Raw genomic sequence first — 25,127 nt, forward strand, 5'->3', positions numbered from 1 at the left:
AGAAGAGGCACGCGATGTTCCAATCCGCGAATTCGATCTCCGGCGCGGCGGCCGGCGCCGACGCGCCCGCCACGCCGCTGCGCTCGCAACCGTTGTCGCTCGAAGGCGTCAGCAAACGCTTCGGCACCATCACCGCGCTCGAAAGCCTGTCGCTCGACGTGCGGGCCGGCGAACTCGTCGCGCTGCTCGGGCCGTCGGGTTGCGGCAAGACCACCACGCTGCGTCTGATCGCCGGATTCGACTATCCCGACACCGGCGCGATCCGCATCGCCGGGCGCGACGTGACGAACGTGCCGTCGAACAAGCGCGGGCTCGGCATGGTATTCCAGAACTACAGCCTGTTTCCGCACCTGACGGTCGCGGAAAACATCGCGTTCGGGCTGCGCATGGCGGGCGTGCCGAAGCGCGACCGCGCACCGCACGTGGCGCGCATGCTCGATCTGATCCGCCTGCCCGGTTTCGGCGATCGCCGCATCGCGCAGATGTCGGGCGGCCAGCAGCAGCGCGTCGCGCTGGCGCGCGCGATCGTCACGAATCCGTCTGTGCTGCTGCTCGACGAACCGCTCGGCGCGCTCGACAAGAATCTGCGCGAAGGCATGCAGTTCGAGTTGAAGTCGCTGCAGCATAAGCTCGGCATCACGAGCGTGATGGTGACGCACGACCAGGAAGAAGCGCTGACGATGAGCGATCGCGTCGTCGTGATGAATCAAGGACGCATCCTGCAATCGGGCACCCCGCGCGACGTCTACGACCGGCCGCGCACGCGCTTTGTCGCGGAATTTCTCGGCGCGGCGAACATCCTGCCGTTTTCGGTCGCGCGCGGCGAACAGGGCTGGCTCGATATCGCGGTCGGTGCGCCTCATGGCGACGCACGCGTGACTTGCCGCGTGGCGCATGCGCTGCCCGCGCCGCTCGGAGCGGGCGCGTCGGGCGAGCTTGCGGTCCGGCCGGAGAAACTGCGCTTCGGCGCGCCACGCGATGGCGAGATCGCATTCGACGGCGTGGTCCAGGCGCGTGTGTTTCGCGGCTCGCAGCACGCGTACCGCGTCGATGTGCCGTCGCTGAAGCAGACCTTCAGTGTGTACGAACAGTCGAATTCGACGGCGGCCTTCGAGCCCGGCCACGCGGTCAGCGTGTCGATCGGCCAGGACGATCTGGTCGTACTCGAAGCGGAGCCGAACGAACGCGACGGAGCCACGCGATGAACACGCTCGCGAACCCGCTGCGCGCGGCGCCGCGTCGGCGCTTCTGGATCTCGCCGCGCGTCGTGCTGTGCGCACCGGCGCTGATCGTGCTGGCGCTGTTCTTCGGCATGCCGCTGTATGAGAACGCGCTGCGCAGCGTCGGCATTTCAGCGATCCCGGGCGCGCATTCGGCGTTCACGCTCTCGTACTACCACAAGCTGTTCACCGATCCCTACTACGTCGGCATCATTTTCGAAACGCTGAAAATGAGCATCTGGACGACGTTCTGGTGTCTGATCGCCGGATATCCGGTCGCGTATTTCATGGTGCGCCGCGCGGGACGCATGGCCGGGCCGCTGCTCTTCGTGCTCATCATGCCGCTCCTCACATCGATCATCATGCGCACGTTCGGCTGGAGCGTGCTGCTCGGCCGTCACGGTCTCGTCAACAATGCGCTGATGCTGCTCGGCGCGATCGAACAGCCGCTGCGCATGACGCAAGGCCCGGCGATCGTCTATGTCGGCAACGTTCACGTGATGGTGTCGTTCATGGTGCTGTCGATCATTCCGGTGCTGCGCTCGGTCGATCCACGGCTCGAAGAATCGGCGCGCGCGCTCGGCGCGGGCGCATTGCGCGCGTTCCTGCTGGTGACCTTGCCGCTGTCAGTCGATGGGATCATCACCGGCTGTCTGATCGTGTTCATGATCATCAACGGCAGTTTCATCGGCGCGCTGCTGCTCGGCGGCGGCAGCGTCGTCACGTTGCCGCTGCTGATCTTCCAGCAGTTCAGTCAGGCACAGGACATGGGCTTCGCGAGCGCGATGGGCAATCTGCTCCTGATCGTCGTGCTGATCTGTCTGTATGTGCAAGGCCGCCTCACCGGCCACCACGCGGAGACACGCGCATGAGCACGCTCGTCAACGAGCCCGAAGGCGGCTCGCGTCTGGCGGAACGGGTGAGCGACGCCGCACTCGCCGTCTATATCGCGCTCTTCGTGATCTTTCTGCTGGCGCCGATCGTGATCGTCGTGATGACATCGTTCACGCCGGGCGAGACCGTCGCCGTGTCGCTCGATGGCATGTCGCTGCGCTGGTATCGGCGCTTTCTCGAGTACCGGCCGTTCACCGATTCGCTGATCACGTCGCTCATGATCGCCGCGCTCGCGACGGTGTTCGCGATCCTGTTCGCCGTGCCGGCGGCGCTCGGCATCGCGACGTCGCGCTCGCGCCTCGCCAACGCGGTCACGTCATTCCTGCTCTCGCCGATCGCGGTGCCGCCGCTCGTCGTCGGGCTGTCGTCGCTGTATTACCTGTCGGAACTCGGCATCGGTAACTCGTTCGTCGCGCTGCTGATCACGCACACATGCGTGTCGGTGCCGTACGTACTACGCACGACGATCGCCGCGTGCCGCAACCTCGATCCGCGCTTCGGCGAGGCGGCGTCGGTGCTCGGCGCGAGCGCATGGCAGCGCTTTGCGCACGTCACGTTGCCGCTGATCTCGCCGGGCGTTTTCGCGGGCGCGCTGTTCTCCGTGCTGATATCGCTCGACAACCTCGGCGTGTCGTATTTCTTCGGGAGCGCAACCACGACGACGCTGCCGGTCGTGATGCTTTCGTACCTGCAAAACCAGTTCGATCCGTCGATCGCGGCAATCAGCACCGTGCAGATGCTGATCGCGATCGTGCTGCTCGTCGTTGTCGAAAAGATTTACGGGCTACGCGCGATCAACAATTGAAACATCGGTCGTCGAAATGATTTTGCTGGTGTTTTTGCGGTGCTATTTTGAGTTCGTCGCTTTTCGATTGCACGTCATACGGAGAACAACCAACATGAACACGCTAGCATCTCACCACCTGAAGCAGCACGCGCGATCGATCAAGCTCGCGCTGATCACCGCTGCATTCACCGCCACATCCGCGCACGCGGCAACGGCCACGATCGATTTTTCGAAATTGAAGAAAGACGACGCGATTTACGCGTCGTTGCCGCAAAAGATCAAGGACGCGGGCGTCGTCAACGCCGCGACCGAATCCGATTACCCGCCGTTCGATTTCCTCGACGACAAGAACCAGTTGACCGGCGCCGACATCGAACTATCTCACGCGCTCGGCCAGGTGCTCGGCGTGCCGATCAGGAACGTCAACACCGACTTCTCCGCGATCATCCCGGGCATTCAGGCCGGACGTTTCGACGTCGGCATCTCGTCGATCGGTGATTACACGTCGCGCGAGTCGACGATGGATTTCGTCGACTACTACCAGGGCGGCACGTCCTTCCTCACGAAGCAGGGCGCCAAAGGCCCGAAGAGCATGGACGACGTGTGCGGCACGATAGTCGGCGTGCTGAAGGGCACGTCGTCGGAAACGCAGGCGAAATCGACGAGCGACTACTGCACGTTACACGGCAAGCCCGCTGTCACGGTGAACGCGTATCCGACGCAAAGCGCGGCGATTCTCGCGCTCACCTCCGGGCGCATCCAGTCTGTCTCCGGCGATTCGGCGACCAATGGTTATTCGGCGAGCAATCCGTCGCTGAAAATCGTCAACGGCGGTCAGACCGTATACGGCGACCGCCCGTATTACGGCATCGCGGTGCCGAAGAATTCGCCGCTCGTCGATCCGCTGATGAAGGCGATGAAGGTTGTGATGGATTCGGGCGTCTATCTGCAGATCCTGAACAAATACGGCCTCGGCGATGGCGCTCTCAACGCACCGTTGAAAAACCAGCCGCTCAAGCAGTAACGCGCTTCTTCTTTTTTTTGCGAGGCATTTGCGGTATGGCACAACTCTCACCCGCCCTCGTCCAGGCTACGCCGATCGTCGCGACGCGCGGCCAGGGGCTCTATCTTTACGATCGCGATGGCCGCGCGTACCTCGATCTGACATCCGGCATCGGCGTGACCTCGACGGGACATTGTCATCCGGACATCGTCGCCGCCGCGCGCAAGCAGGTGGAGACGCTGATCCACGGGCAATACGGCATCGTCAAACACGAGCCGCTGCTCGAATTGATGGAGAAGCTGGGCGCGCGCATGCCGTCGGACATGGACGCCTTCTTCTTCGCGAACTCCGGCGCCGAAGCAGTCGAGGCATCGGTGCGGCTCGCTCGCAACGCCACTGGACGACAGAACGTACTGGTATTTCAGGGCTCGTTTCATGGGCGCACGATTGGCGCGGCCGCGTTGACGACCTCGGGCGCCCGATTTCGCGCGGCGGCGTCGGGGCCGTTGCCGCCAGGCGTCGTCGTCGCGCCGTTTCCGACGCCGTATCGTTACGGCTGGGATCTCGCGGCGACTAACCGTTTCTGTCTGCGCGAACTCGATCACATCCTTGCGACGCTTTCCGCTCCGACGGAGATCGCCGCGATCCTGATCGAGCCGGTGCAAGGCGAAGCCGGTTATCAGCCGGCGTCGGCGGAATTCTTCGCGGGACTGCGCAAACGCGCCGACGAGCACGGCATCCTGCTCATCACCGACGAAGTTCAGGCGGGCGTCGCGCGCACCGGCAAATTCTGGGCGCACGAGCACTTCGACGTGCGCCCGGATATCGTCGTGTTCGCGAAGGGCATAGCGAGCGGCTTTCCGCTGTCGGGCATCGCCGCGTGCCGCGAACTGATGCAGAAGGCCGCGCCGGGATCGCAGGGCGGCACGTTTTCGGCGAACGCGGTGGCGTGCGCCGCGGCGGTCGCAACGCTCGACGTGATCGAAAAAGAAGGCCTCGTCGCCAACGCCCGCGAAATGGGTCAACGGCTGCGCGACGGGCTGGAGCGCACGGCGTCGCGTCATGCAGGCATCGGCAATGTGCGCGGTCTGGGTCTCATGCAGGCGAGTGAATTCGTCACCGCCGACGGCGCGCCCGACCCGGCCGCGTCGAAAGCGGTCGTCGCCGCTGCGCTGCGCCGCGCAATGATCCTGCTGACCTGCGGCCCGCAAGGACACATCGTGCGGATGATCCCCGCGTTGACGATCAACCGCGACGAGATCGACAAGGCGCTCGAAATCTGGAATGCATCCGTCGACGAAGTCTACGGAGAACGACATGGCTAAGTCGCACGGCGCCCTTCCGGATCCGTTGAGCCACGCGCATGACACTCGCGCGAACGCCGAAGCCTTGACGCCCGCGCTGCCGATCGTCAAGGCGCGGCATCGGGGGCGCTGGGCGCTGGCGGTGGTCAGCGTGCTGATCCTCGCATGGTTCGGCCATTCGGTCGCAACCAATCCCGGTTACGGATGGCCGGTCGTGTGGAAGTACCTGACGTTCCAGACGATCCTCACCGGCTTTCTGTGGACGCTCGGTTTGACCGCCGCGTCGATGGCAATCGGCATGATTCTCGGCGTAATCGCGGCGCTGATGCGGCAATCGTCGAATCCGATCGTGTCCGCATTCGCCGCGCTGTACATCTGGATCTTTCGTGGCACGCCGCTGCTGGTCCAACTGATCTTCTGGTACAACCTCGCCGCGCTATATCCGCAGATCGACCTGGGCTTGCCGTTCTTCGCGCCAATCGCGAGTTTGCAGACCAATTCGATCGTCACGCCGATCGTCGCGGCGCTGCTCGGCCTCGGGCTTAACGAAGGCGCGTATATGGCCGAGATCGTGCGCAGCGGGCTGCTTTCGGTCGATCCGGGGCAGCGCGAAGCCGCGTATTCACTCGGGCTGTCGCCGGCGCGCACGATCCGCCGCATCATCCTTCCGCAGGCACTACGCGTAATCGTTCCGCCGACCGGGAACGAGATCGTCGGAATGCTGAAGGCGACGTCGCTGGTCAGCACGCTCGCGATCGGCGATCTGCTGTATTCGGCGCAGGGCATCTATAGCCGCACGTTTGAAACGATTCCGCTTCTGATCGTCGCGAGTCTCTGGTATCTGCTCGCATCGACATTGCTGACGGCGCTGCAGATGACGCTTGAACGCAAACTGCGCCGCGTGCATTCCGCGCCGCCTACCGACGGCCTGAGCCGCGTCGTCGCCACGCTCAAACCGCAGTTTCTGCTACGCCGCGGCGATTCCGCACGTTCGGCACGGAGCGCATGACATGGACATGGCAAGCCAGCCGATGGTGCAGATGGACGCCGTGTGCAAGCGCTTCGGCGCGCACGAGGTGCTGTCGGACGTCACGCTGAACGTCGCCGCCGGCGAAGTATGCTGCATCGTCGGACCGTCCGGCGCGGGCAAGAGCACGCTGATCCGCTGCATCAACTATCTCGAGAAAATCGATGGCGGCAGCATTCGCGTGAACGGTCAGCTCGTCGGCTACCGTCTGCGCAACGGACGCCTGCACGAACTGAGCGAACGCGAAGCCGGACGCTCGCGCGCGGACACAGCAATGGTGTTCCAGCACTTCAATCTGTTCCCGCACATGACGGTGCTGGAGAACCTGATCGAAGCGCCGATGCACGTGCGCGGCGAGTCGCGCAAGGAAGCGGAGGCCCATGCGCGCGCTCTGCTCACGCGGATCAGCCTCGCCGACAAGCTGCAGGCGTATCCGCGCGAGCTGTCGGGCGGCCAGAAGCAGCGCGTGGCAATCGCGCGTGCGCTCGCGATGCGCCCAAAGCTGCTGCTGTTCGACGAGCCGACTTCCGCGCTCGACCCCGAGCTCGTCGGCGAGGTGCTCGACGTGATGCAGACGCTTGCTCGCGAAGGGCAAACGATGATCATCGTCACGCACGAAATCGGCTTCGCGCGTGAAGTCGCCGATACGCTCGTATTCATGGATCGCGGCGCGATCGTCGAAAGCGGCGCGCCCGCTGACGTGATCGATCGCGCGGGAACGTTGCGGGCGCAGGAGTTTTTCCGCAAACTACTCAAGTAGCCGGCGCCAGCGCTCGGCTCGCGCCTCCATCATGTGCGAGGATTGCGCCTTACCGAAAGTGGTGGTCGGAAGGCGACCCGCTTGCGCGGCATCATCGCTTTAACCTGATCGGCATCCTCGCGCGCCTGATCCATGCGGGACGGCGGTGCACCTCGCACGCACGGGAGCGGCATTGCACATTGCAACATCAAAGAACTCGATTGAACCTGCGCTCAGCGGGCAAGCCCTCGTCATTCTTTGGTGCCCGTTCGTCGAGTGACTCCAGGCAGTTTCACTGCTGAAATTCGCGCGAAACGACAGCATTCATTTTTTATCAGTAGAATGCTGCAATCGCAAAGGTCCGGATTGTTCCAGAACCGGTCTTCAGGCCCGGCAGGCTAAAGGAGTCCCGTTAAGACCGTGATGCCATTAGCACAGGTGCTGCCGCGAGATGACGGGGTTAAGTCAAGTGCATGACCTGTCTGGCCGATACAGTTCGGGAGGAAATGGTATGCCGCCCGGAAAGAACGGGTTGCTGTGGCGACAACTGGAATACCGTTGACGACGCTTCGTCACCTGCACCGGGGAACCCATCGACGCTGAACTGGCCGACCTACCGGCCCGGGTATGGCACCAGATTTCAAACCAACTTGTCGTGGTACTTACCTAGCCGAAATACTGTGTATTCCAAAACACAAATTGATCCGATAGTGAGCTTCCGCAACTCGCAGGGCGAGCAGGTGCGGGGCACGATCATCAATCTCCAGCGAAAGTCCCTGGTGATGGAGATCTATAACCCGTACTCGATTGTCCAGGTCAGCGAGGTGCTGAGCGACCTGTCGGTCAAGATGGGCACGGAACACGCCTATTCGGGTAAGGCGGTCGTAATCAGCATGGTCAATACCGGCCTGACCGCCATTGTCTCCGTGACGCTGATCGCCGAGTGGCTGGAACTGAGCGGCGGCGCGCTGGAAGCCCCCGCGGTGGGGGAAGAAGCCCGCCGGTTCGTGCAGGACTGGTCCGAGCGTTTCAAGATCCGCCGCGACTACCAGATCGCGGTCAACCAGATCCGGGCTTTTCTCTCAGACATGTCGCGCTGGGTCGAGCAGGCCGACCTGGTCGACACCATGCCGAAGGAAGGCAAAACCCTGCGCCAGGACTTCTTCCTCGAACTGGCATCGCCGCTGATGGAAAGGACCAAGGTCTACTTCGACGAATTCGAAGGCGAGGCGCGGCTGGTCGACGAAGAACTCGCGCCGGCACACCGTGCCTTTGCCCAGGCCGCGCTACATCCCCTGCTGCTGCGCTCGCCCTTCGTCTTCCGCACCTTCACGAAGCCGCTGGGCTATGCCGGTGACTACCAGATGGTCAACCAGATGCTCGACGATCCCCGCCAGGGTCCGAGCACGTATTTCCAGATCGTCAACGCGGCCTTCCTGCAGACGGCCGTGGCACGCGCGCACCGCAATCGCGTCGAACTGCTGGTGGACTACCTGACCCGGCTGGCCAATGAAGCGCGCGCCGCGCAGCGGCCGTTCCGGGTGCTGAACGTGGGTTGCGGCCCCGCTCAGGAGATCCAGCGCTTCATGCACGAATACGACGAACCAGAGTGGCTGACGTTCGAACTGCTCGACTTCAGCCAGGAGACACTGGACTGGACGCGCGACCGCCTGGGATCCATCGCACAGAAAACGGGCAGGCGCATGACCATCAGCTATACGCATGATTCGGTCCATCACCTGCTCAAGCGCCGGATGGATGCCGACGCAGCAGATGTCCGCGAGTTCGACGCGGTCTATTGCGCCGGCCTGTTCGACTACCTGTCGGACAAGGTCTGTGCCCGGCTGAACCAGCATTTCGCCAGCCGCACCAGACGGGGCGGCCGTCTGCTGGTGACCAATGTCCACGCCGACAACCCGGAGCGCTTCAGCATGGAGCACGTGCTGGAGTGGTACCTGATCTATCGCAACGAGGCACAGATGGCTGAAATCATGCCGGACAGTTGCGGCGAGCCGCGCCTGTACACGGACTCGACCGGCGTCAATGTGTTTGCCGAGGTGATGATCGGCCAGCAGCAAGTAGCCTGAGATGACAACGTCCCTGGCTGGGCTGCATTCGAACTATCGTGAAGAGCTGCGCGACTACCGGTTGCTGTGCAGCAAGGCGGGCGGCCTGACCGTAATCGTGCTGGTGCTGATGGGCGTGGCGCTGGACTATGTCGTGTATCCGGCCGAGCAGAAGCGCTTTGCTATCGTTCGGGTGCTGACCAGCGCAGCCATCGGCCTCGCCTTGCTCTCGCTTTGCACTGAAGCAGGCAAACGCCACGTGCAGGTCATCACCTTTTTCTGGCTGCTGCTGCCGCAGGCAATGATCTCCTGGATGATTTATGTCACGCAGGGCGGGGAGTCGCTGTTCTATGCCGGGCTCACGCTGACAATCTTTGCGGTCGGGATCCTGTTTCCCTCGGGCTACTGGCAGACGCTGGCATTCGGCCTGGTTACGGTTCTGCTCTACTACATTGCCTGCGCCGCACACCCGGGCGGCATACAGAACCCAAGCAAGTTTCAATTCCAGCTAATCCTGATTTTCTTCTGCGCGCTGGCCAGCTCCATTTACACCTACTTCAACGAGAAGGGCCGCTTCCAGCTTTTCCGGCTAAAAGATGAGGTGGCGCACAAAAACGACCAGCTCGCGCGCACCAATGACAGCCTCGCGCAGATCAAGGGCCAGTTGCTGCAGCAGGAGAAGATGGCTGCAATCGGTACGTTGTCCGCGGGGCTGCTCCACGAGGTCAACAACCCGGTGAACTTCTGCCTGATGGCCATCGAAGTGGCGATGGAAGAACCGCAGGCCAAGGACAGCCCGTCGCTGCAGGAGTGCCTGACGGACGTCAAGCAGGGCATGCTCCGCATACAGCATATCGTGTCGGACCTGAAGACCTTTGCCTACCGCAAACCCGGTGCGACGGCAGAGAACGTGCCGTTCCTGTTCGAGAAGGCGCTTGACGCATCGATCCGGCTGAGCGCGCATGAACTGCGCGGCGTGAAGGTCACGCGCGAGCTGTCCACCGACACGCTCGTGCTGGGCGACGAAGCCGCCATCATCGGCGTGCTCATCAACCTGTTCTCGAATGCCGCTCTGGCCATGCACAAGGCCGGCACCGTCTCGCCGCAGGTCCATGTCACGGCGCAATGGCGCGATGACCGGCTGCACGTGACCGTGCGCGACAACGGGCCGGGGATCGCCGCCGAGAATCTGGCGCGGGTGTTCGAACCATTCTTTACTACCCGCGACGTCGGCCAGGGCCTTGGCCTCGGCCTGTCCATCAGCTATGCAGTGGTCGAACGGCACGGCGGCACACTGTTTGCGGAAAGCCAGTTGGGCCAGTGGACCGCGTTCAATTTTGACCTGCCGCGTGTCGAGTGATGTCGAGATGAAAGAAACCCAGCAAGCGCGGCACACTGTCGTCTATGTGGACGATGAGGAGCTGGCCCGCAAGTACTTTGCACGCGCAGCCGGCAGCGACTATGAAGTGCTGCTCGCCGACGGCGCGGACGAGGCCATGACGATCCTGCGCTGCGAAGGTGCACGGGTGGTGGTCCTGGTGACCGACTTCCGCATGCCGGGCCGGCACGGCGGCGACCTGCTGCGGCTGGTCTCGCAGGAGTATCCGCATATCGTGCGTATCCTGGTGACAGCCTACGCGGACAAAAACGCGCTGCTGGAAGCCGTCAATTCTGGCGAGGTGTTTCAAATCCTGGAGAAACCGCTAGGCGTCGGCAGGGTCCGCGAGGTGCTGGCATCAGCGACCACGGCCGCCGTATTGCGCCCGAAGTGATGCAGAGCTTGCTGGCTGCCCTGGTCATCACGCACGCCGGCGTTAGCGGTTTCGGCATGATTTTCTGCAACCGCGTCACGCAGTTCTTTCGCGGCAGTATCAGGATCTCATCCGCGTCCGGCGCCGGCATGACCGCGACGCTGGAATTCCCAAATTTCAAGGATCGAATGCACAGGAGTTACCAATGAGCAATACGATTGCCAACCAGACACCGCTCCCGGCGATTCTGTTCGTTGATGACGAGGCCACCGCGGCCAAATACTTCGAACGCGCCATCGGCGCGATCGCGCCGGTGGTGACGGGCGCCTCCGTGGAGGAAGGCAAGGCCATGCTGGATGCTCACGCCGCCAGCCTGGCCGTGCTGGTGTCCGACCAGCGCATGCCGGGCGAATATGGCAACGAACTTCTGCGCTACGCGCGCGAGCGCTATCCCCATATCGTCCGGATCCTGACGACGGCCTATTCGGAGCTGGACCAGACCGTCGAGGCCGTCAATCAAGGCCAGATACATCGCTATATCAAGAAGCCGTGGGACATCAGCGCGCTGCGCATGGAGATGAAGCAGGCGCTGGAGCTGGCGGGACTGCGCAAGGAACGCGACCAACTCGTGCGCGAGAAGCTGGGGGTGCTGCAGACGCAGACCGTGGCCACCCGCATTGGCACAGTGCACACGCTGTGCGCCAGCCTGATCGGCCCCGGCCGCTTCCAGCCGGTGGAAACTTATCTGGCCGGCACCGAACTGGCGGGTGCCCGCAATGTGGAACCTGACTGGCAGCGTATGGACTACGCCGACCTGGTGCATGCCGAGAGCGAATGCAGCGGCAGCTTCGGACACGCGGTCGGCACGCGCCTCGCGGAGCTGCGTGCGCAGAATGCGGGGCGCAGCGCTGCTGATGCGGTGCAGGTTCTCACTGAAGTCCTCGGCGCCGCAGTACGCGGCGATGGCGATGCGCTGATCTGGACTTCGCCGGCCACGCTGAGCGAGTTCCTTGCCCGGCCGGTGGGGCAGGCCGTATCGGCCGAGCACGCTGGCTGGCTGGCTGGCCTACTGTGGCTGGAAGAAGCCGGCGGCGCGCTGCAGTTTGTGCGTGAAGGTGACACCATCGTCTGCCGCGCCGGCACACGCGCAGCCAGTTTTGCGGCCGACCGCCTGGCAGTCTGGATCGAGCGCTTCTCGGAGCCGGCGTTCGAGCAGGCGAAGTAGACGATCCGCAAAACGGGTGATGCTTGATGCGATTGAAGAAGCGCTCGACCAGCTTGCGCGTACGGCGCATAACCGGATGCGAAGCTCCGCATTTACAGGCTTCAGTGCATCGCCGAATGCCCTGTCGATCGTCACGCCCACGTACGGCTGCAGACTGCGCACGTTATCCGTGCCGAGGTTCAGATCCTGCCCGCCCGCGCCACTTTCGCCGAAGCCGTTCGCATGAAAGTACGCGTAGCGCAGGCCGATACGCGGCGTGACGCTCATTTCGCCGAACAGCATCGGGAGGCATGCCTCGCCGCCCAGGTTGAATTCCTGCCCCATGTGATCACCTTCGGCCGTGCCCGTCGATCCGAACGGCCGCTTCCGGGACAGGAAGTCCAGCCCCACGCCCAACGTTGCTCCCAGGTTCAACGGTCCCAAGCCGCGACTGCCGTATAGCGCCTATGCGCGCCACGCGGGCAGCCATCCCTTCTGACAAAAAGATCCAGCCTTCTATGGCGAACGGGCGGTAAATTTCGCAGCCGCCGAAATCGGGCAAGTAGCGGCTTCCACTAGAAGTTGAGAAGGCGCTCGCTGAGCCCCCAAAGCTCATCGGCGAATGCAGGGTCGATGGCATAGGGCACTACGCCCGTAAGCCTCATCGCATCCGCCATATCCATTTTTTCCGGCTGCTGCGCCATGACCGCGGCCACGTCGACGTTTTCGCAATACACACCGCCCAAGCCGTTCAATTGCGGGCTCGTCGCACACCAGACCTGAGTGGCCGCGCCCTGCCCGATGGTCTTGAGATGCCTTGCCGGATCGCGCACTGGCTTGCCTTGTTCATCGAGGACACCTGCCGCGATCAGCTGTTCGCGCGGAATGTGTTTCCCCAAGCCGGTATCGGCAATAGCGCCCGGATGCAGCGAAAACGCGCGGATCCCGTGGGCCTTCTCGCGCTGGTCGAGCGCGACGGCAAAGAGGATGTTGGCCGTCTTCGACTGTCCATACCCTGCCCACGGCGTGTACTGGCGACGCTCGAAATTCGGATCGTCGAACACCACCGGCGAATAGCGATGACCGATCGACGACACCGACACCACGCGAGCGCCCCCCGCATTGCGCAGCGCAGACAGGAGCCGCATGGTCAGCTGAAAGTGGCCGAGATGGTTGGTCGCGAACTGATACTCGTACCCTCGCGGGTCGCGCGTCAATTCCGGCACGGCCATGATGGCGGCGCTATTGATCAGCATGTGCAGCACCGGCGTCGATTCGAGAAACGACGCTGCGAAAGCGTCGATCGAAGCCGGATCGAGCAGGTCCATCGGCGCGATTTCCACGTCGATGCCGACCAGCGCCTCGCGGGCGCGGTGCATGTCGCGGGCGGGAACGATCACGCGCGCGCCGGCGGCGCGAAGCACCCGCGCGGTTTCGCGCCCGAGGCCGGAGTAGCCCCCGGTCACGATCGCTGTCTTGCCGGAAAGATCGATGCCGGCAATCACCTCGTCGGCGGTGGTGGCGGCTCCGAAACCTGAACCGAGCGGCTTTTGCGGCGTCATCATGGCGTTTCCCTAGACGAAGAATGATGTACGCAGTGTGAGCGTGAATTCCGGTACGATGAATAATCCAGAATCCGGAATACTGTCGCATGAGTTCAAAAATCGAGGATGACCCGCTTTCGGATTTCCTCCGGCTGCTCGGTGCCCAGCCCGTCGTGGCAGGCGGTTTCTCCGCCGGCGGCACATGGGCGATCCGCTTTCCGCAACCGAAAAAGATCAAGTTCTTCGCGCTGGTCAAGGGCAGTTGCTGGCTTTCCGTCGACGCGCAAACGGGGCCGGTCGCGGTCGGCGAAGGCGACGTGTTTCTGCTGACCGGCGAACGCTCCTTTGTCCTCGCGAGCGACCCGGACGCGGCACCGGTCGACGCGGCCACCCTATTCTCCGGCAACGCGGCCCGGAGCGCGACGATCGGCGACGGCAACGGTTGCACGCAGATCGGAGGACACGTCAGACTCGCGCCGTCCAACGACACGCTGCTGGTCGACGCCCTGCCGTCGCTGATACACATCCGTGCGGACTGCGAGCAGGCGGCCGTCCTTCAATGGCTGCTGGCCCGCCTCGTCAAGGAATTCGCGTCGGGTTTGCCGGGCAGCGGCCTCGCTTCGACGTACCTTGCGCAACTGATGTTCGTCGAAATGCTGCGCGTCCATCTCGACTCCGGCGCGGAAATCCCCAACGGATGGCTGCGCGCGATTGGCGACAAACGGCTTGCGCCCGCGCTAAGACTGATGCATGCCGATCCCGGCCGGGCGTGGCGGCTCGACGAACTCGCGAGCGCAGCGGCCATGTCGCGCACGTCGTTCTGCGTGCATTTCAGGTCTGTCGCGGGCATGGCTCCGCTCACATGGCTCACGCAGTGGCGCATGCGTATGGCAAGGCAGGCGTTGATCGACGAGAAAATACCGATTGCCGTTCTCGCGGCAAGGTTGGGTTACTCATCCGAAAGCGCATTCAGCAGCGCGTTCAAGCGGATGTCCAGTGTGTCGCCGAGCGAATACAGGCGGACGGGGTGGGCGGCTTGAAGCGCGGAGGCACTGGATTCGAAGGATCGTCCGCCCGGTTAACTGGCGCCGCTGTAAATGGCGCATGCACGTATCGACAGATAACCGATCCGCCTTCGTCATGACGCCCCCAACAGCATCGTAGTCAGTTGCGGAAAAACGCCGATCAACCCCAGCACCATCGCCATGATGAACACATAGGGCAGCGTGCCCAGCACGATGCGCCGCAACGGCACATCGGGCGCGACGCTTTGAACGACAAACAGGTTCAGCCCCACGGGCGGATGAATCAGCGCCATTTCCATATTGATCACGACCACGACACCGAACCAGATCAGGTTCCAGTGATACGCCTGCACGACCGGCACCAGCACCGGCATCGTGACGACGATGATCGCAATCGTCTCCATGAAGCAGCCGAGAAAGATCAGCAACAGATTGATGCTGATGAACAGCACCCACGGTTCGAGATGCGCGCGCGCGACAGTTTGCGTGAGCGAAGCGGCCACCTGGCTCGTCGTCATCACGTAGCCGAACACGATGGCCGATGAAATGACGGCGAGGATCATCACACTGCTTTGTGCCGCGTTGACGAGAATTTCGCGGAAGCTGTGCCAGTTCAGTTCCCGGTACACCGCGCCGGCAAGAACCAGACTCGCCACGATACCCAGCGATGCCGCCTCCTGCGGAGTCGCCAGACCGCGATACAGCGAGCCCAGAATGATCAGGATCAGGAGCGCAAACGGCCCGATATCCTTCAGTGCGAAAACGCGCGCCCTCAGCGACGCCAGCGGCCGTGTGCGGCGTTCGCCCTGCGCTCGCCGACGCAACGCGAGCCCCATCTGGAAGACGGCAAACGCGGCGGCCATGATCGCACCCGGCACGAGCGTCGCCGCGAACAGCCGGCCGATGGATTGCTCTGCGATCACGCTATACACAATGAGCGGGATGCTCGGCGGCAGCAGAATGCCGAGTGTGCCGCCCGCCGCCACGGAACCGCATGCCTGCCCCGCCGGCACACCGTGCCGGCGCATCTCGGAGACTGCAAAGCCGCCGATCGCCGCCGCAGTCGCCACGCTCGAACCCGACACCGCGGCCATCACGCCGCAAGCCAGGGTCGTGGCGACCGCCAGCCCGCCGGGCACGCCGTCGAGAATGGTGGCGAGCGCGGCATAGAGACGTGCGCCCATACCGGACGCGGACACGATCGCGCCCATGAACATGAACATCGGCACGGAGGTCAGCGTAAACGTCGCCACCGATCCCCAGTAGGTGCTCGGAATGAGATTCAGCGCGTCCCAGCCGCCGCCGGTCAGAAACAGCGAAGCGAGCGCGACGAACAGCAGCGCGAACGCAATCGGCACGCCGAGCGACAGTACGGCCAGCAGCCCGCCGAACATGCCGGCGCCGATAAAGAGCTGATTCACTTGTCTCTCCCCAGCACCAGTTCGTCGACGGAAACCTCGTGCAGCACTTCACGCCGCGCGCACACAATGACGGCGAGCCTCACCAGTTGCACGAAGGCGAGCATCAGCGCGCCGGCCGCGAGACAGGAATACGGAATCCACAGCGGCAGTGAAAACATGCCCCATGAACGCTCGCCGCTCGTGTAGGCGTCCCACCAGAATTGCACGGCGAGCACGGCGATCGCCAGGGCCACGGCGGTGACGATCAGCGTGGAAACGACGGCCAGCGCACGCTTGCCGCGTTCGCCGAGATGATGGCTCAACACGTCGACTTTCAGATGGCGGGATTGCCACGCAAGCGCCGCCATGCCGACGAAGGTCATATAGGCCATCAGATAGGTCGTGACCTCGGTGACCCACACATCGGACAGATGCAGCGCTTCACGCGCCAGCACACCGTACGAAATGACCGCGACCGTCGCGATCACCGCGACGCCGACCGATAGCGCGACGCCCTTGCAGAAAACGTCGAGACCCCGCGCGAAACGATCGAGTGGCTGCCGCATGAGCGCCTCCTTGCTTACTTGTATAACGCCGTGCTTTCATCGAGCAGATGCGCGCCGTCAGGCACCTCGTTGCGGAACTTGGGAAAGCTCACTTGCTGGAAGAGCTTTTGCCATTGTGTCCATTCATCGAGCGTCATCTTGTGAATCTGCACGCCGTGACTCGCGAACAGTTGCGCGACGCGCCGGTCATCCGCTTTCGCGCCTTCAAACGCGCTCTGTTCGAGACTTTGGCCAACGTCGGTCATGATCTTCTGCTGGGCGGGCGTAAGGCGATTCCACGTCTTCATGCTGATCGCGATCGGCTCGATCGTGTAATAGATGCTGTACTGTTCCGGCGAGTTGTAGTACCTGGCAACCTCGTAGAGGCGATACGAGCCGAACGTGCCCGACGAGGTCCACAAACCGTCGAGCAGCCCCAGTTGCATCGCGCTATAGGTTTCAGACGAAGCCATCGACACCGTGCTCGCGCCCGCGCTCTGCAATGCGGCCTCCATCATCTTGCCGGCGCCCCGCACCTTCTGTTTCGCGAGGTCGCCGGGCACATTGATCGGTTTGGACTTTGACGCCATACCGCCGGAGATCTGGATCCAGCACAGCGTCTTGAAGCCGTAGGCTTCCATCTTTGCTTCGAGTTCGCGCCACGGCGCCGAGGTGCGGAAACGGTAGACGTCGTCCGGTGTTTTCCAGAGTCCCGGCAGAAGAATCAGGTTCATCTGCGGAATCGCGCCCGCTGCATAGATGTACGGATAAATCGCCAGGTCGACGTTGCCGCTGCGCAGCGCGGTGTGCATATTCAGCGCCTTGACGAGCGACTCCGCCGGAAAGATGTCGATGTGGATCTTGCCGCCGGAGCGCTGCATCACCTCCTGCGCGAACTTCTTGCCGGTCGACACCACGTAGTCGTTCGGATCGTCGGGCCACTGGTGCGCCATTTTCAGCGTGATCGTGTCGTCCGCCTGCGCGATACTCACGCTTCCCAGCGAACAGGCCACAGCCGCACCTAGCGCGGCCAACAGATAACGAATCTTCATCCGGGTCTCCTTGCATCTCACGTTGTTGTTATTCCGGAATGTCGCCCACGTGCCTACCTCACCCGCTCTCGTTCAGCAGCCGCACGACGTGGGAATAAATGTCGGCGACCGGAGCGCCGCGCGTGTTGGAGGGCAGCGTTTCGATCAATTCCCCAATGCGCCGGTTCAACAGGCTGCGTGTGTGAAAGAGCGCACGCGCCTCACCGGTTTCCTGCCTGCTCACGTGCTGTTCGCGCCACTGAGTGTGCTCGTCGATAGCACGCGACAACCTCTCAACTGATTCGGCGTCGTTCGCCGCGGCCAGCAACACGGGCGCGACGCGACGTCCATTCGCCCGGTTGCGTTCGAGCACACTGCCGATGTCCTGCGCCATGCGCTCCGCACCCGGCAAATCGGCCTTATTGACGACGACGATGTCCGCGGTTTCCAGCACGCCCGCTTTCATCGCCTGCACCTGATCGCCCGAATGCGGGCCCATTGTCAGCACCAGCGTGTCGACGAGCGTGCGTGCGCCGTACTCCACCTGCCCCACGCCGACCGTCTCCACGAGAATCTCCGCGAAGCCTTCGGCCTCCACGGCGGCGAGCACGTCCGCGAGATTGTCGGAAAGTCCGTCGGCGGAACGGCCGCTCGGCAGCGAACGGATATAGACGTCGGTGTCCGCCAGCAATGCGTCCATCCTGACGCGATCGCCGAGCAGCGCGCCGGACGTTTTCGGGCTGCTCGGATCGATCGCGATGATGGCGAGCGACTCGCCGCGCGCAGCGCGCGCTTTCGCGAGGCGGGCGATCAAGGTACTCTTGCCTGCGCCCGGTGGTCCCGTGAAGCCGATGCGGCGTGCGCTCGCTTCGGCTTGCGTGCGCAGCACCCGAAGCGATTCAGACACCGTCGCGCGTGAAATTCGCGATAGTCTGCGCGCCAGATCACCGCGCGCCGAGGCGGCCACGCGCGAATCAGCCGGGTCACGTGTACTGGTTTCGCCAGCAACGCTCATGTCGGCACCTCGCTGCACCATGCGGCCGTGTGCTCGCCGAGCAGCGGCGGCACGTCGTAGCGCGTGCGCACACCGTCGATACGAATCGGATTGCCGACCACTTTCAGCGGTCCCGCCTCCGACTGGATTTCCACCACCATCTCGCGCGCCTGCACCTGGGCGCTCGCCAGCGCTTCCTCGATCGAAGCGAGCCGCGACACCACGACACCGGACGACGCCAGCAGATCGAGCCAATGCTGCGTGGTCTCGCTCGCAAACATGGCCGACAGCGCGTCGATCACGATCGCGCGTTGCACGCGGCGCTCGGCCATCGTCGCGAAGCCAGGCTGCGTGATCCATTCGGGATGACCGACACGTTGCGCGAAAATACGCCAGAAGTTGTCGTGCGTGATGAAGATCATCAACCAGTCGTCGCGCGTCCTGAACAATTGCGCGGGCACGATGTACGGATGCGAAGAGAGCGCATGGCGCCGGGCCGTTTCACCGCCGTTCAGCGCGGCCCCCGCCAGGTAGTTCAGTTGCGACACCATCACGTCGAACATTGCGATATCCACCTGGCCACCACGGCCTTCGACGATTTTCGCGAGCAGGCCGACGGCGCCCATCATGCCCGTCGAGTTGTCGACGGCGGAATAGCCCGCCTTGGTCGGCGGGCCGTCCGGATCGCCCGTCAGGTTCATGATGCCGGTGAGCGCCTGGATCACATAGTCGTAGGCGGGCAATTCAGCATGCGGGCTGTCGAGCCCGAAACCCGTCATCGCGACGCAGACGATCCGTTCGTTATGCACGCGCAACCGGTTGTACGTGAGACCGAGTTTCTGAATCGCGGACGGCCGCAGATTCGTAATCAGCGCATGGGAGTCGCGCACCAGCGCCGCCAGCGCGTGGCGTCCCGCTTCGCTGGCGAGATCCAGCACCACGCTCTGCTTGCTGCGATTCAGGCTCGCGAAATAGGCATTGTGCGGGCCGATCATGTGCGGGCTGATCGACCGGCCGATATCGCCCTCGGGCGGCTCGATCTTGATCACCTCGGCGCCGAGATCGGCGAGCAGCATGCCGCAGTAAGGCCCCATCAGCATGTGGCCGATTTCGATCACACGGATGCCGCTCAACGGGCCCGACGACGAACCCGCTGACGGACCGCTTGCCTCGGCGCTGAAGGGCGTTTTCATCCGAGCACCCTGGCCACGGCATCGATCACATGATCGAGCGGCATGTCGCTCGTGAAAACGCCGCGAATGCCGGCCGCGAGAAACGCGGCGCGATCGTCGGCCGGAATCGTCCCGCCGACGAAAACCGGAATGTCGCCCGCGCCCTGCTCCGCCAGCAAGGCCACGGTGCGCGCGACCAGTTCGTTATGGCTGCCGGAAAGAATCGACAGGCCGACGGCGTCGACGTCCTCGTCGATCGCAATGCGCGCGATGTACTCCGGGCTCTTGCGCAGGCCCGTGTAGATCACACTCGCGCCGGCGTCGCGCAGCGCCAGCGCGATCACCTTGGCGCCGATGTCGTGACCGTCGAGACCGGGTTTCGCAACGAGAATCCGCTTGCCCTTGAGCGGCGTACCGGACGCTGGACTCGCCGGGCTTGCGGACGTGCTGTCAGCCATTTGCGTTGAGCTGTTCATAGATGGACCGGCTCCTCGAATTCTCCCCACTGCGCTTTTAGCCGCGCAACCATTTCACCGACCGTCGCATATGCATGACAGCAGTCGACCAGATACGGCATCAGGTTGCCCTCGTCACGCGCGGCGGCGACGCCCAATGCGTCGAGCGACTTCTGGACGTCTAACTGATTTCGCGTGTCGCGCAGGCGCTCGAAGCGCTCGGCGACCGTCGCGCTTGCCTGCGGATTCAGACGAAACAGTTCGCCCGGCTGCTCGGTCTGGTTCTCGCGCCGGAAACAGTTCTGCCCCACGACGAGCCGCTCCTGGCCGTCGGTATCACGCTTGCGCTGCAAAGCGCTCTTTGCGATACGCAACTGCAGCCAGCCGTCTTCAATCGCCTTAACCGCGCCGCCGTATGCGTCGATCTCGGTCATCAGCTCACGGATCCGCGCTTCAGTGCGGTCGGTCAGATCTTCGACGAAGTACGAGCCGCCCAACGGATCGACCGTGCGCGCAATGCCGCTTTCGTAACCGATGATCTGTTGAGTCCGCAGCGCGAGCTCCGCGGAGAACTCCGTGGGAATCTGAAAAGCCTCGTCGTACGCGCAGGTAAAGACGGACTGGGCACCGCCCATCACTGCCGCACAGGTTTCTATCGCGACGCGCACGACGTTGTTATACGGTTGCGCCGAAGTCAGCGACGAGCCGCCGCACACCACGCCGAAACGGAACATCTGCGCTTTTTCGTCGTCCACGCCATAGCGTTCCTTGATGAGGCGCGCCCATACGCGCCGCCCCGCGCGGAATTTGGCGACCTCTTCGAACAGGTCCATATGGACGTAGAAGAAAAAGCTCAGGCGCCGTGCGAACTTCGCCACATCGCCGCCACGCGCGACCACGGCGTCCACATATGCTAGACCGTTGGCGAGCGTGTAAGCCATTTCCTCGACCGCGGTACAGCCGGCATCGCGCATATGCGCGCCCGCTATCGAAATCGGATTGAAGCGCGGCGACACTTCGTTCGAGTAGAGAATCGAGTCGGCGATCAGCCGCATGGAGGGCCGCACCGGAAAGATCCATGTGCCGCGCGCCACGTACTCCTTGAGAATATCGTTCTGGATCGTGCCGGTGAGGCGGTCGCGCGGCACACCCTGTTTGTCGGCGCAGGCCACGTACATCGCGTAGATCATCGCTGCCGTGCCGTTGATCGTGAACGACGTCGAAATCCTGCCAAGGTCGATACCCCGGAAAAGCAGTTCCATCTCCGAGAGATTCGACAGCGAAACGCCCACTTTGCCGATCTCCGAGCGCGCCATCGGATCGTCCGGATCAAGCCCGCATTGGGTGGGCAGATCGAGCGCGACGGAAAGACCCGTCTGGCCCTGATCGAGCAGAAAACGATACCGTTCGTTCGATTCTTCCGCAGTGCCGAAGCCGGAGTATTGCCGCATCGTCCACAACCGGCCGCGATAGCCATCCGCGAAAATACCGCGCGTGAACGGAAACTGGCCCGGTGCGCCGACGCCCTCGGCGCCTCGCGCAGCGTCGGGGCCCACCACGACCGGCACATGCAGTCCCGACGGCGTACTGTCCGGATGCGGCATGCTGATCGCTTCGTCGAGTTCGACTGCACTTGCCTTCATGCTCAATTGCTCCCTGTGGTGCGTATGCGTACGGTGTGCGTATGGCCTGGTTGTGCGCCGATGTCGTTCAACTCGACGGCGCCTGCGTATCGGCGCGTCGGCGGTCCAGAAACTTTTGCGCTTCCGCCCAGTGCTCGGGCGCGGTCCATGTCGCAACGAATGCCGCTCGCTCCTCGTCACGCGTGGATGCCGCGGCAGCGCGGCGGTGCGCCGCCGCGATCCGCTTCACCGCGCGCACGACATGCGCCGGCCGGTCGACAAACGGTTGCGCGAACTGCGCCACGTATTCGCCGAGCGATTGCCCGTCGGCACACACGCCGTCGACCAGACCAAGCGCGCGCGCCTCTTGCGCGCCCAACACCGCGGCTTGCGCGAGTACGCGCATCGCGCGGGCGGGACCGAGCAGCGCGACCAGATCGGCGCCGCCGCTAAAACCCGTGGTGATCGCCAGCGTCGCCTGCACGAAACCGAAGCAGGCGTGAGGCGCCGCAAGCCGGTAATCACAGGCAATCGCAAGTTCAGCGCCGCCGCCGAGCGCCGTGCCGTTCAATGCCGCGATTACTGGCACCGGCGTGGCCCGGATCGCATCGAGCGTGGCGGCCGCATGATCGAACAACGCGCCCGCGCCCGCGTCCGCCTCGCTGCGCAACGCGTCGAACTCGCGCAGATCGCCACCCGCCGCGAAGCTGCGGTCGCCCGCGCCTGTCAGCACGACGGCATGCAGCGTCGTGTCGCGTGCGGCATCGCTGAACACGCCGCGCAGCATGTCGAGCGTGGCGCGGTTCAGCGCATTGCGCTTGTCCGGGCGATTGATCGTCACATGCAGCATGCCGTCGCGCGCTTCACTCAATACGGAAGCGGCGCTATCCGCGGCGTTCGTTGGAAGGTTGGACGGTTGGCTCATGAATGGACTTTCCGCATGAAGCTCATGGCTTCGACTGTTCGATCGCGCGCTTTGCATCGAGCAGCACGGCTGCGATGCGCTCGATCTGCCCGTCCATTCTGTGACGCGGACCCGCAATGGCAATGCCGAGTGTGTCGCGGTTCACGTCGACGGGCACCGCCACCGCGAACACATCGCTTACGCTTTCGCCGCGCGTGACGAAATAGCCCCGCTCGCGTGATTGCGCGATATCGTCGAAAAGCGCCTGCGCCGAGGTCAACGTGTGATCCGTCACGGAAGCAAGTGCCGATTCGGCAAGAAGACGGCGCAACTCGCCGGCTTCGGCGCGGCTCAGCATCGCCTTGCCGATCGACGTGGAGTGAAGCGGCTTGAGCGCGCCCGCCGCCGCGCTGTAACGAATGGTCTGCGGCCCTTCGAGCACGCTCAGATAAATGATCTCGTTCTGCTGCCGCTTGCCGACGATCACGGTTTCCTGCGTCGCATCGCGCAGCGCCCCCAGATACGGTTCGAGCCGTTCGATATACGGATCGTTCGCGATGATCTTCGCCGCCATGTCGTAAAGACGGCGCGTGGGAAAGAGGTCTTTGCGCCGGCTCGTCAGATAGAGATAGCCGCGCTCCATCAGCACGCGCACGATGCCGTGGCTCGTACTCACCGGCAGCCCCGCGGCCTCGGCCAGCTCGCTGAGGGTCATGGGACGGCCAACGGTTTCGAAGGCTTCGAAGATACCCAAGGCACGATCTGTCGGTTTCATGTTTTCGCCATTTCGAAAATTGATTTGCGATTTCGAAATCAGTCTAGGCGAGAAAGACCGCTGGATCCAAGGCGTTTCAGCTAGTGGAAAGCCCCAGGAAGGCCCACAAGCCCGTCGAAAGGGACTGAGCGGGCGATCCCGCGATTGCATTCTTGACACGCCAAAACACGGCTCCTATATTCGATCCATCATTTTCGAAAATCTTTTCGAAATAGCGAAAAGTAGCCGACCCATCAGGCTTGGCAGCGCGCCGACCATCCGGACGCGTGTTTTGACGCGACGATGTTTCATTCAGACAGTTCGGATACCAAAACGTCAAGAAAGCTCCGTTGCATGAATAACCGGGGCGGCAGGAGACAAACATGTGGATGACGGAGCTCGACAAGACTGAGCGGCGCACCATGGCCGGCTGTTTCCTCGGCTGGACGCTCGACGCGCTGGACGTGCAGGTGTACAGCTTCGTGATTCCCACGCTGCTGGTCGGCTGGCGCATCTCCGCGACCGAGGCGGGCATGCTCGGCACCGTGACCTTGCTGGCGTCGGCGGTGGGCGGCTGGTTGAGCGGCATCGCCGCCGACCGCTACGGGCGCGTCGCCGTGCTGCAAGCCACGATCCTCTGGTACGCACTGTTCACGTTCGCGAGCGGCTTCACGCAAAACTACGAGCAGCTGTTCATCTGCCGCGCGCTGCAGGGTTTCGGTTTCGGCGGCGAATGGGCGGCCGGCGCGGTGCTGATCGGCGAGACCGTTCGCGACGCCTACCGCGGGCGCGCGGTAGGCGTCGTGCAAAGCGGCTGGGCGGTGGGGTGGGGACTGGCCGCGCTGCTATTCGGCCTCTTCTTCTCGATCATGCCCGAGCATCTCGCATGGCGAGCCCTCTTCTGGATCGGGCTCGCCCCCGCCTTGCTGGTATTCTGGGTGCGCCGGCACGTGCCCGAGTCCAGCGTGTTCAGGAAAGTCCGGCGCGAACGGCATGCTGCGGGCGTGATGCGTCAATTGGGTGGAATCTTCCATGCCGATTATCTGGCCACCACACTCAAGGTTTCGGCGCTGGCAATGGGCTCGATCGGCGGCTCGTACACGTTCCTCATCTGGCTGCCCACTTACCTCAAACGTGCACGGGGACTCTCGGTGATCGGCACGACCGGCTACACCACCGTGATGATTCTCGGCGCGTTTGTCGGCTTTATTCTTGGCGCCTATCTGGCCGACGCCATTGGCCGCAAAAAGACGTTCGCGGTCAGTGCGTTTGGCTCCGCGGCGCTGCTCGGCATCTACATGCTGGTGCCGATCAGTAATCAGGCCATGCTCATTCTGGGTTTTCCCCTCGGCCTTTGCGCGTTCATGATGTTTTCGCCGATGGGCCCTTACATGACCGAACTGTTCCCCACGCGCATTCGCGGCGCGGGACAGGGCTTCTGCTACAACTTCGGCCGCGGCATCGGCGCACTTTTTCCTGCGATGGTCGGCAAGCTGACCGCCGTAATGGGCCTCGGCAATGCGATCGCGACATTCGGCATCGCCGCCTACGCGCTCATGCTGCTCGCCGTCCTGCTGCTGCCTGAAACGCTCGGCCGGCCGTTGCCCGAGGAAGAAACCGAACGCTCCACGCTACCCGACGGCACAGCCGCGAGTGGCTACACTCCGTCATAAATCCTGAAGAGCG

At 63.4% G+C, this 25,127-nt stretch carries 23 protein-coding genes and 2 pseudogenes; 14 read left to right on the forward strand and 11 right to left on the reverse strand.

The genetic code is table 11. From position 1 onward, the window contains the following. Window positions 1-14: 14 nt before the first annotated feature. The 12 genes and pseudogenes from PDMSB3_RS30105 (at window position 15) to PDMSB3_RS30155 (ending at window position 12,016) form a co-directional block, all read left to right on the forward strand. The gene (locus tag PDMSB3_RS30105; RefSeq protein WP_232064358.1) at window positions 15-1,205 is read left to right on the forward strand and encodes an ABC transporter ATP-binding protein; all 1,191 of its coding nucleotides are present in this window, start codon (window positions 15-17) and stop codon (window positions 1,203-1,205) included. Continuing rightward, window positions 1,202-2,092: an ABC transporter permease gene (locus PDMSB3_RS30110; RefSeq protein ID WP_007177698.1), complete on the forward strand. Its 891-nt coding sequence runs from the start codon at window positions 1,202-1,204 to the stop codon at window positions 2,090-2,092. The genes PDMSB3_RS30105 and PDMSB3_RS30110 overlap by 4 nt, the downstream gene beginning before the upstream one ends. Then, window positions 2,089-2,919, forward strand: a complete 831-nt coding sequence (locus PDMSB3_RS30115; RefSeq protein WP_007177699.1) for an ABC transporter permease — start codon at window positions 2,089-2,091, stop codon at window positions 2,917-2,919. Before PDMSB3_RS30110 ends, PDMSB3_RS30115 begins: the two co-directional genes overlap by 4 nt. Window positions 2,920-3,013: 94 nt before the next feature. Next, window positions 3,014-3,925 (forward strand): ABC transporter substrate-binding protein, encoded by a 912-nt coding sequence (locus PDMSB3_RS30120; RefSeq protein ID WP_165188641.1) that lies wholly within the window; start codon window positions 3,014-3,016, stop codon window positions 3,923-3,925. Window positions 3,926-3,960: 35 nt separating this feature from the next. Further along, window positions 3,961-5,229: an aspartate aminotransferase family protein gene (locus PDMSB3_RS30125; RefSeq protein WP_165188643.1), complete on the forward strand. Its 1,269-nt coding sequence runs from the start codon at window positions 3,961-3,963 to the stop codon at window positions 5,227-5,229. Next, on the forward strand, window positions 5,222-6,217 hold the full coding sequence (locus PDMSB3_RS30130) for an amino acid ABC transporter permease (RefSeq protein WP_007177702.1): 996 nt from the start codon (window positions 5,222-5,224) through the stop codon (window positions 6,215-6,217). The genes PDMSB3_RS30125 and PDMSB3_RS30130 overlap by 8 nt, the downstream gene beginning before the upstream one ends. 1 nt (window position 6,218) lies before the next feature. After that, window positions 6,219-6,995 (forward strand): amino acid ABC transporter ATP-binding protein, encoded by a 777-nt coding sequence (locus PDMSB3_RS30135; RefSeq protein ID WP_007177703.1) that lies wholly within the window; start codon window positions 6,219-6,221, stop codon window positions 6,993-6,995. A 659-nt stretch (window positions 6,996-7,654) separates the two neighbouring features. Next, window positions 7,655-9,061: a class I SAM-dependent methyltransferase gene (locus tag PDMSB3_RS30140; RefSeq protein ID WP_035516709.1), complete on the forward strand. Its 1,407-nt coding sequence runs from the start codon at window positions 7,655-7,657 to the stop codon at window positions 9,059-9,061. Between the two features lies 1 nt (window position 9,062). Next, window positions 9,063-10,400 (forward strand): sensor histidine kinase, encoded by a 1,338-nt coding sequence (locus PDMSB3_RS30145; RefSeq protein ID WP_007177705.1) that lies wholly within the window; start codon window positions 9,063-9,065, stop codon window positions 10,398-10,400. Window positions 10,401-10,407: 7 nt separating this feature from the next. After that, window positions 10,408-10,782 (forward strand): annotated as a pseudogene (locus tag PDMSB3_RS30150) (response regulator); the annotation flags it as partial. 29 nt (window positions 10,783-10,811) lie between these two features. Next, on the forward strand, window positions 10,812-11,000 hold the full coding sequence (locus PDMSB3_RS38475) for an ATP-binding protein (RefSeq protein WP_007177707.1): 189 nt from the start codon (window positions 10,812-10,814) through the stop codon (window positions 10,998-11,000). Next, window positions 10,997-12,016 (forward strand): response regulator, encoded by a 1,020-nt coding sequence (locus tag PDMSB3_RS30155; protein ID WP_007177708.1) that lies wholly within the window; start codon window positions 10,997-10,999, stop codon window positions 12,014-12,016. The genes PDMSB3_RS38475 and PDMSB3_RS30155 overlap by 4 nt, the downstream gene beginning before the upstream one ends. Before the next feature lie 153 nt (window positions 12,017-12,169). On the opposite strand, the pseudogene PDMSB3_RS30160 reads toward PDMSB3_RS30155, so the two are convergent. Continuing rightward, a pseudogene (locus PDMSB3_RS30160) lies at window positions 12,170-12,406 on the reverse strand (autotransporter outer membrane beta-barrel domain-containing protein); the annotation flags it as partial. A gap of 164 nt (window positions 12,407-12,570) precedes the next feature. Then, window positions 12,571-13,560, reverse strand: coding sequence for an SDR family NAD(P)-dependent oxidoreductase (locus PDMSB3_RS30165; protein ID WP_007177709.1), 990 nt, complete (start codon window positions 13,558-13,560; stop codon window positions 12,571-12,573). An 86-nt stretch (window positions 13,561-13,646) separates the two neighbouring features. Between PDMSB3_RS30165 and PDMSB3_RS30170 the strand changes: the two genes are divergently transcribed. Then, window positions 13,647-14,579: an AraC family transcriptional regulator gene (locus PDMSB3_RS30170; RefSeq protein ID WP_007177710.1), complete on the forward strand. Its 933-nt coding sequence runs from the start codon at window positions 13,647-13,649 to the stop codon at window positions 14,577-14,579. A 98-nt stretch (window positions 14,580-14,677) separates the two neighbouring features. Here the strand turns inward: PDMSB3_RS30170 and PDMSB3_RS30175 are convergent, their stop codons facing one another. The 9 genes from PDMSB3_RS30175 to PDMSB3_RS30215 form a co-directional block, all read right to left on the reverse strand. Next, the gene (locus PDMSB3_RS30175; RefSeq protein ID WP_007177711.1) at window positions 14,678-15,985 is read right to left on the reverse strand and encodes a TRAP transporter large permease; all 1,308 of its coding nucleotides are present in this window, start codon (window positions 15,983-15,985) and stop codon (window positions 14,678-14,680) included. Then, window positions 15,982-16,530: a TRAP transporter small permease gene (locus PDMSB3_RS30180; RefSeq protein ID WP_007177712.1), complete on the reverse strand. Its 549-nt coding sequence runs from the start codon at window positions 16,528-16,530 to the stop codon at window positions 15,982-15,984. Before PDMSB3_RS30180 ends, PDMSB3_RS30175 begins: the two co-directional genes overlap by 4 nt. A gap of 14 nt (window positions 16,531-16,544) precedes the next feature. Then, complete coding sequence (gene dctP / locus PDMSB3_RS30185; protein ID WP_007177713.1) at window positions 16,545-17,561, reverse strand: TRAP transporter substrate-binding protein DctP; 1,017 nt, start codon at window positions 17,559-17,561, stop codon at window positions 16,545-16,547. Between the two features lie 58 nt (window positions 17,562-17,619). After that, window positions 17,620-18,447 (reverse strand): ArgK/MeaB family GTPase, encoded by an 828-nt coding sequence (locus PDMSB3_RS30190; protein ID WP_232064359.1) that lies wholly within the window; start codon window positions 18,445-18,447, stop codon window positions 17,620-17,622. A gap of 104 nt (window positions 18,448-18,551) precedes the next feature. Next, a complete protein-coding gene (locus PDMSB3_RS30195) occupies window positions 18,552-19,727 on the reverse strand; it encodes a CaiB/BaiF CoA transferase family protein (RefSeq protein WP_165188647.1) in 1,176 nt (391 codons plus the stop codon). Further along, complete coding sequence (locus PDMSB3_RS30200) at window positions 19,724-20,182, reverse strand: cobalamin B12-binding domain-containing protein (RefSeq protein WP_007177716.1); 459 nt, start codon at window positions 20,180-20,182, stop codon at window positions 19,724-19,726. The genes PDMSB3_RS30195 and PDMSB3_RS30200 overlap by 4 nt, the downstream gene beginning before the upstream one ends. Further along, window positions 20,179-21,804: an acyl-CoA mutase large subunit family protein gene (locus PDMSB3_RS30205; RefSeq protein WP_007177717.1), complete on the reverse strand. Its 1,626-nt coding sequence runs from the start codon at window positions 21,802-21,804 to the stop codon at window positions 20,179-20,181. Before PDMSB3_RS30205 ends, PDMSB3_RS30200 begins: the two co-directional genes overlap by 4 nt. A 67-nt stretch (window positions 21,805-21,871) precedes the next feature. Beyond that, window positions 21,872-22,708, reverse strand: coding sequence for an enoyl-CoA hydratase/isomerase family protein (locus PDMSB3_RS30210; RefSeq protein WP_165188649.1), 837 nt, complete (start codon window positions 22,706-22,708; stop codon window positions 21,872-21,874). 22 nt (window positions 22,709-22,730) lie between these two features. Further along, window positions 22,731-23,462, reverse strand: coding sequence for an IclR family transcriptional regulator (locus tag PDMSB3_RS30215; protein WP_007177719.1), 732 nt, complete (start codon window positions 23,460-23,462; stop codon window positions 22,731-22,733). A 362-nt stretch (window positions 23,463-23,824) separates the two neighbouring features. Here PDMSB3_RS30215 and PDMSB3_RS30220 point away from each other — a divergent pair, with 362 nt between their 5' ends. After that, complete coding sequence (locus tag PDMSB3_RS30220; RefSeq protein ID WP_165188651.1) at window positions 23,825-25,114, forward strand: MFS transporter; 1,290 nt, start codon at window positions 23,825-23,827, stop codon at window positions 25,112-25,114. The last annotated feature ends 13 nt before the right edge of the window (window positions 25,115-25,127 follow it).

Source organism: Paraburkholderia dioscoreae (genome assembly GCF_902459535.1).
In the GTDB taxonomy this organism is placed as follows: Bacteria; Pseudomonadota; Gammaproteobacteria; order Burkholderiales; family Burkholderiaceae; genus Paraburkholderia; species Paraburkholderia dioscoreae.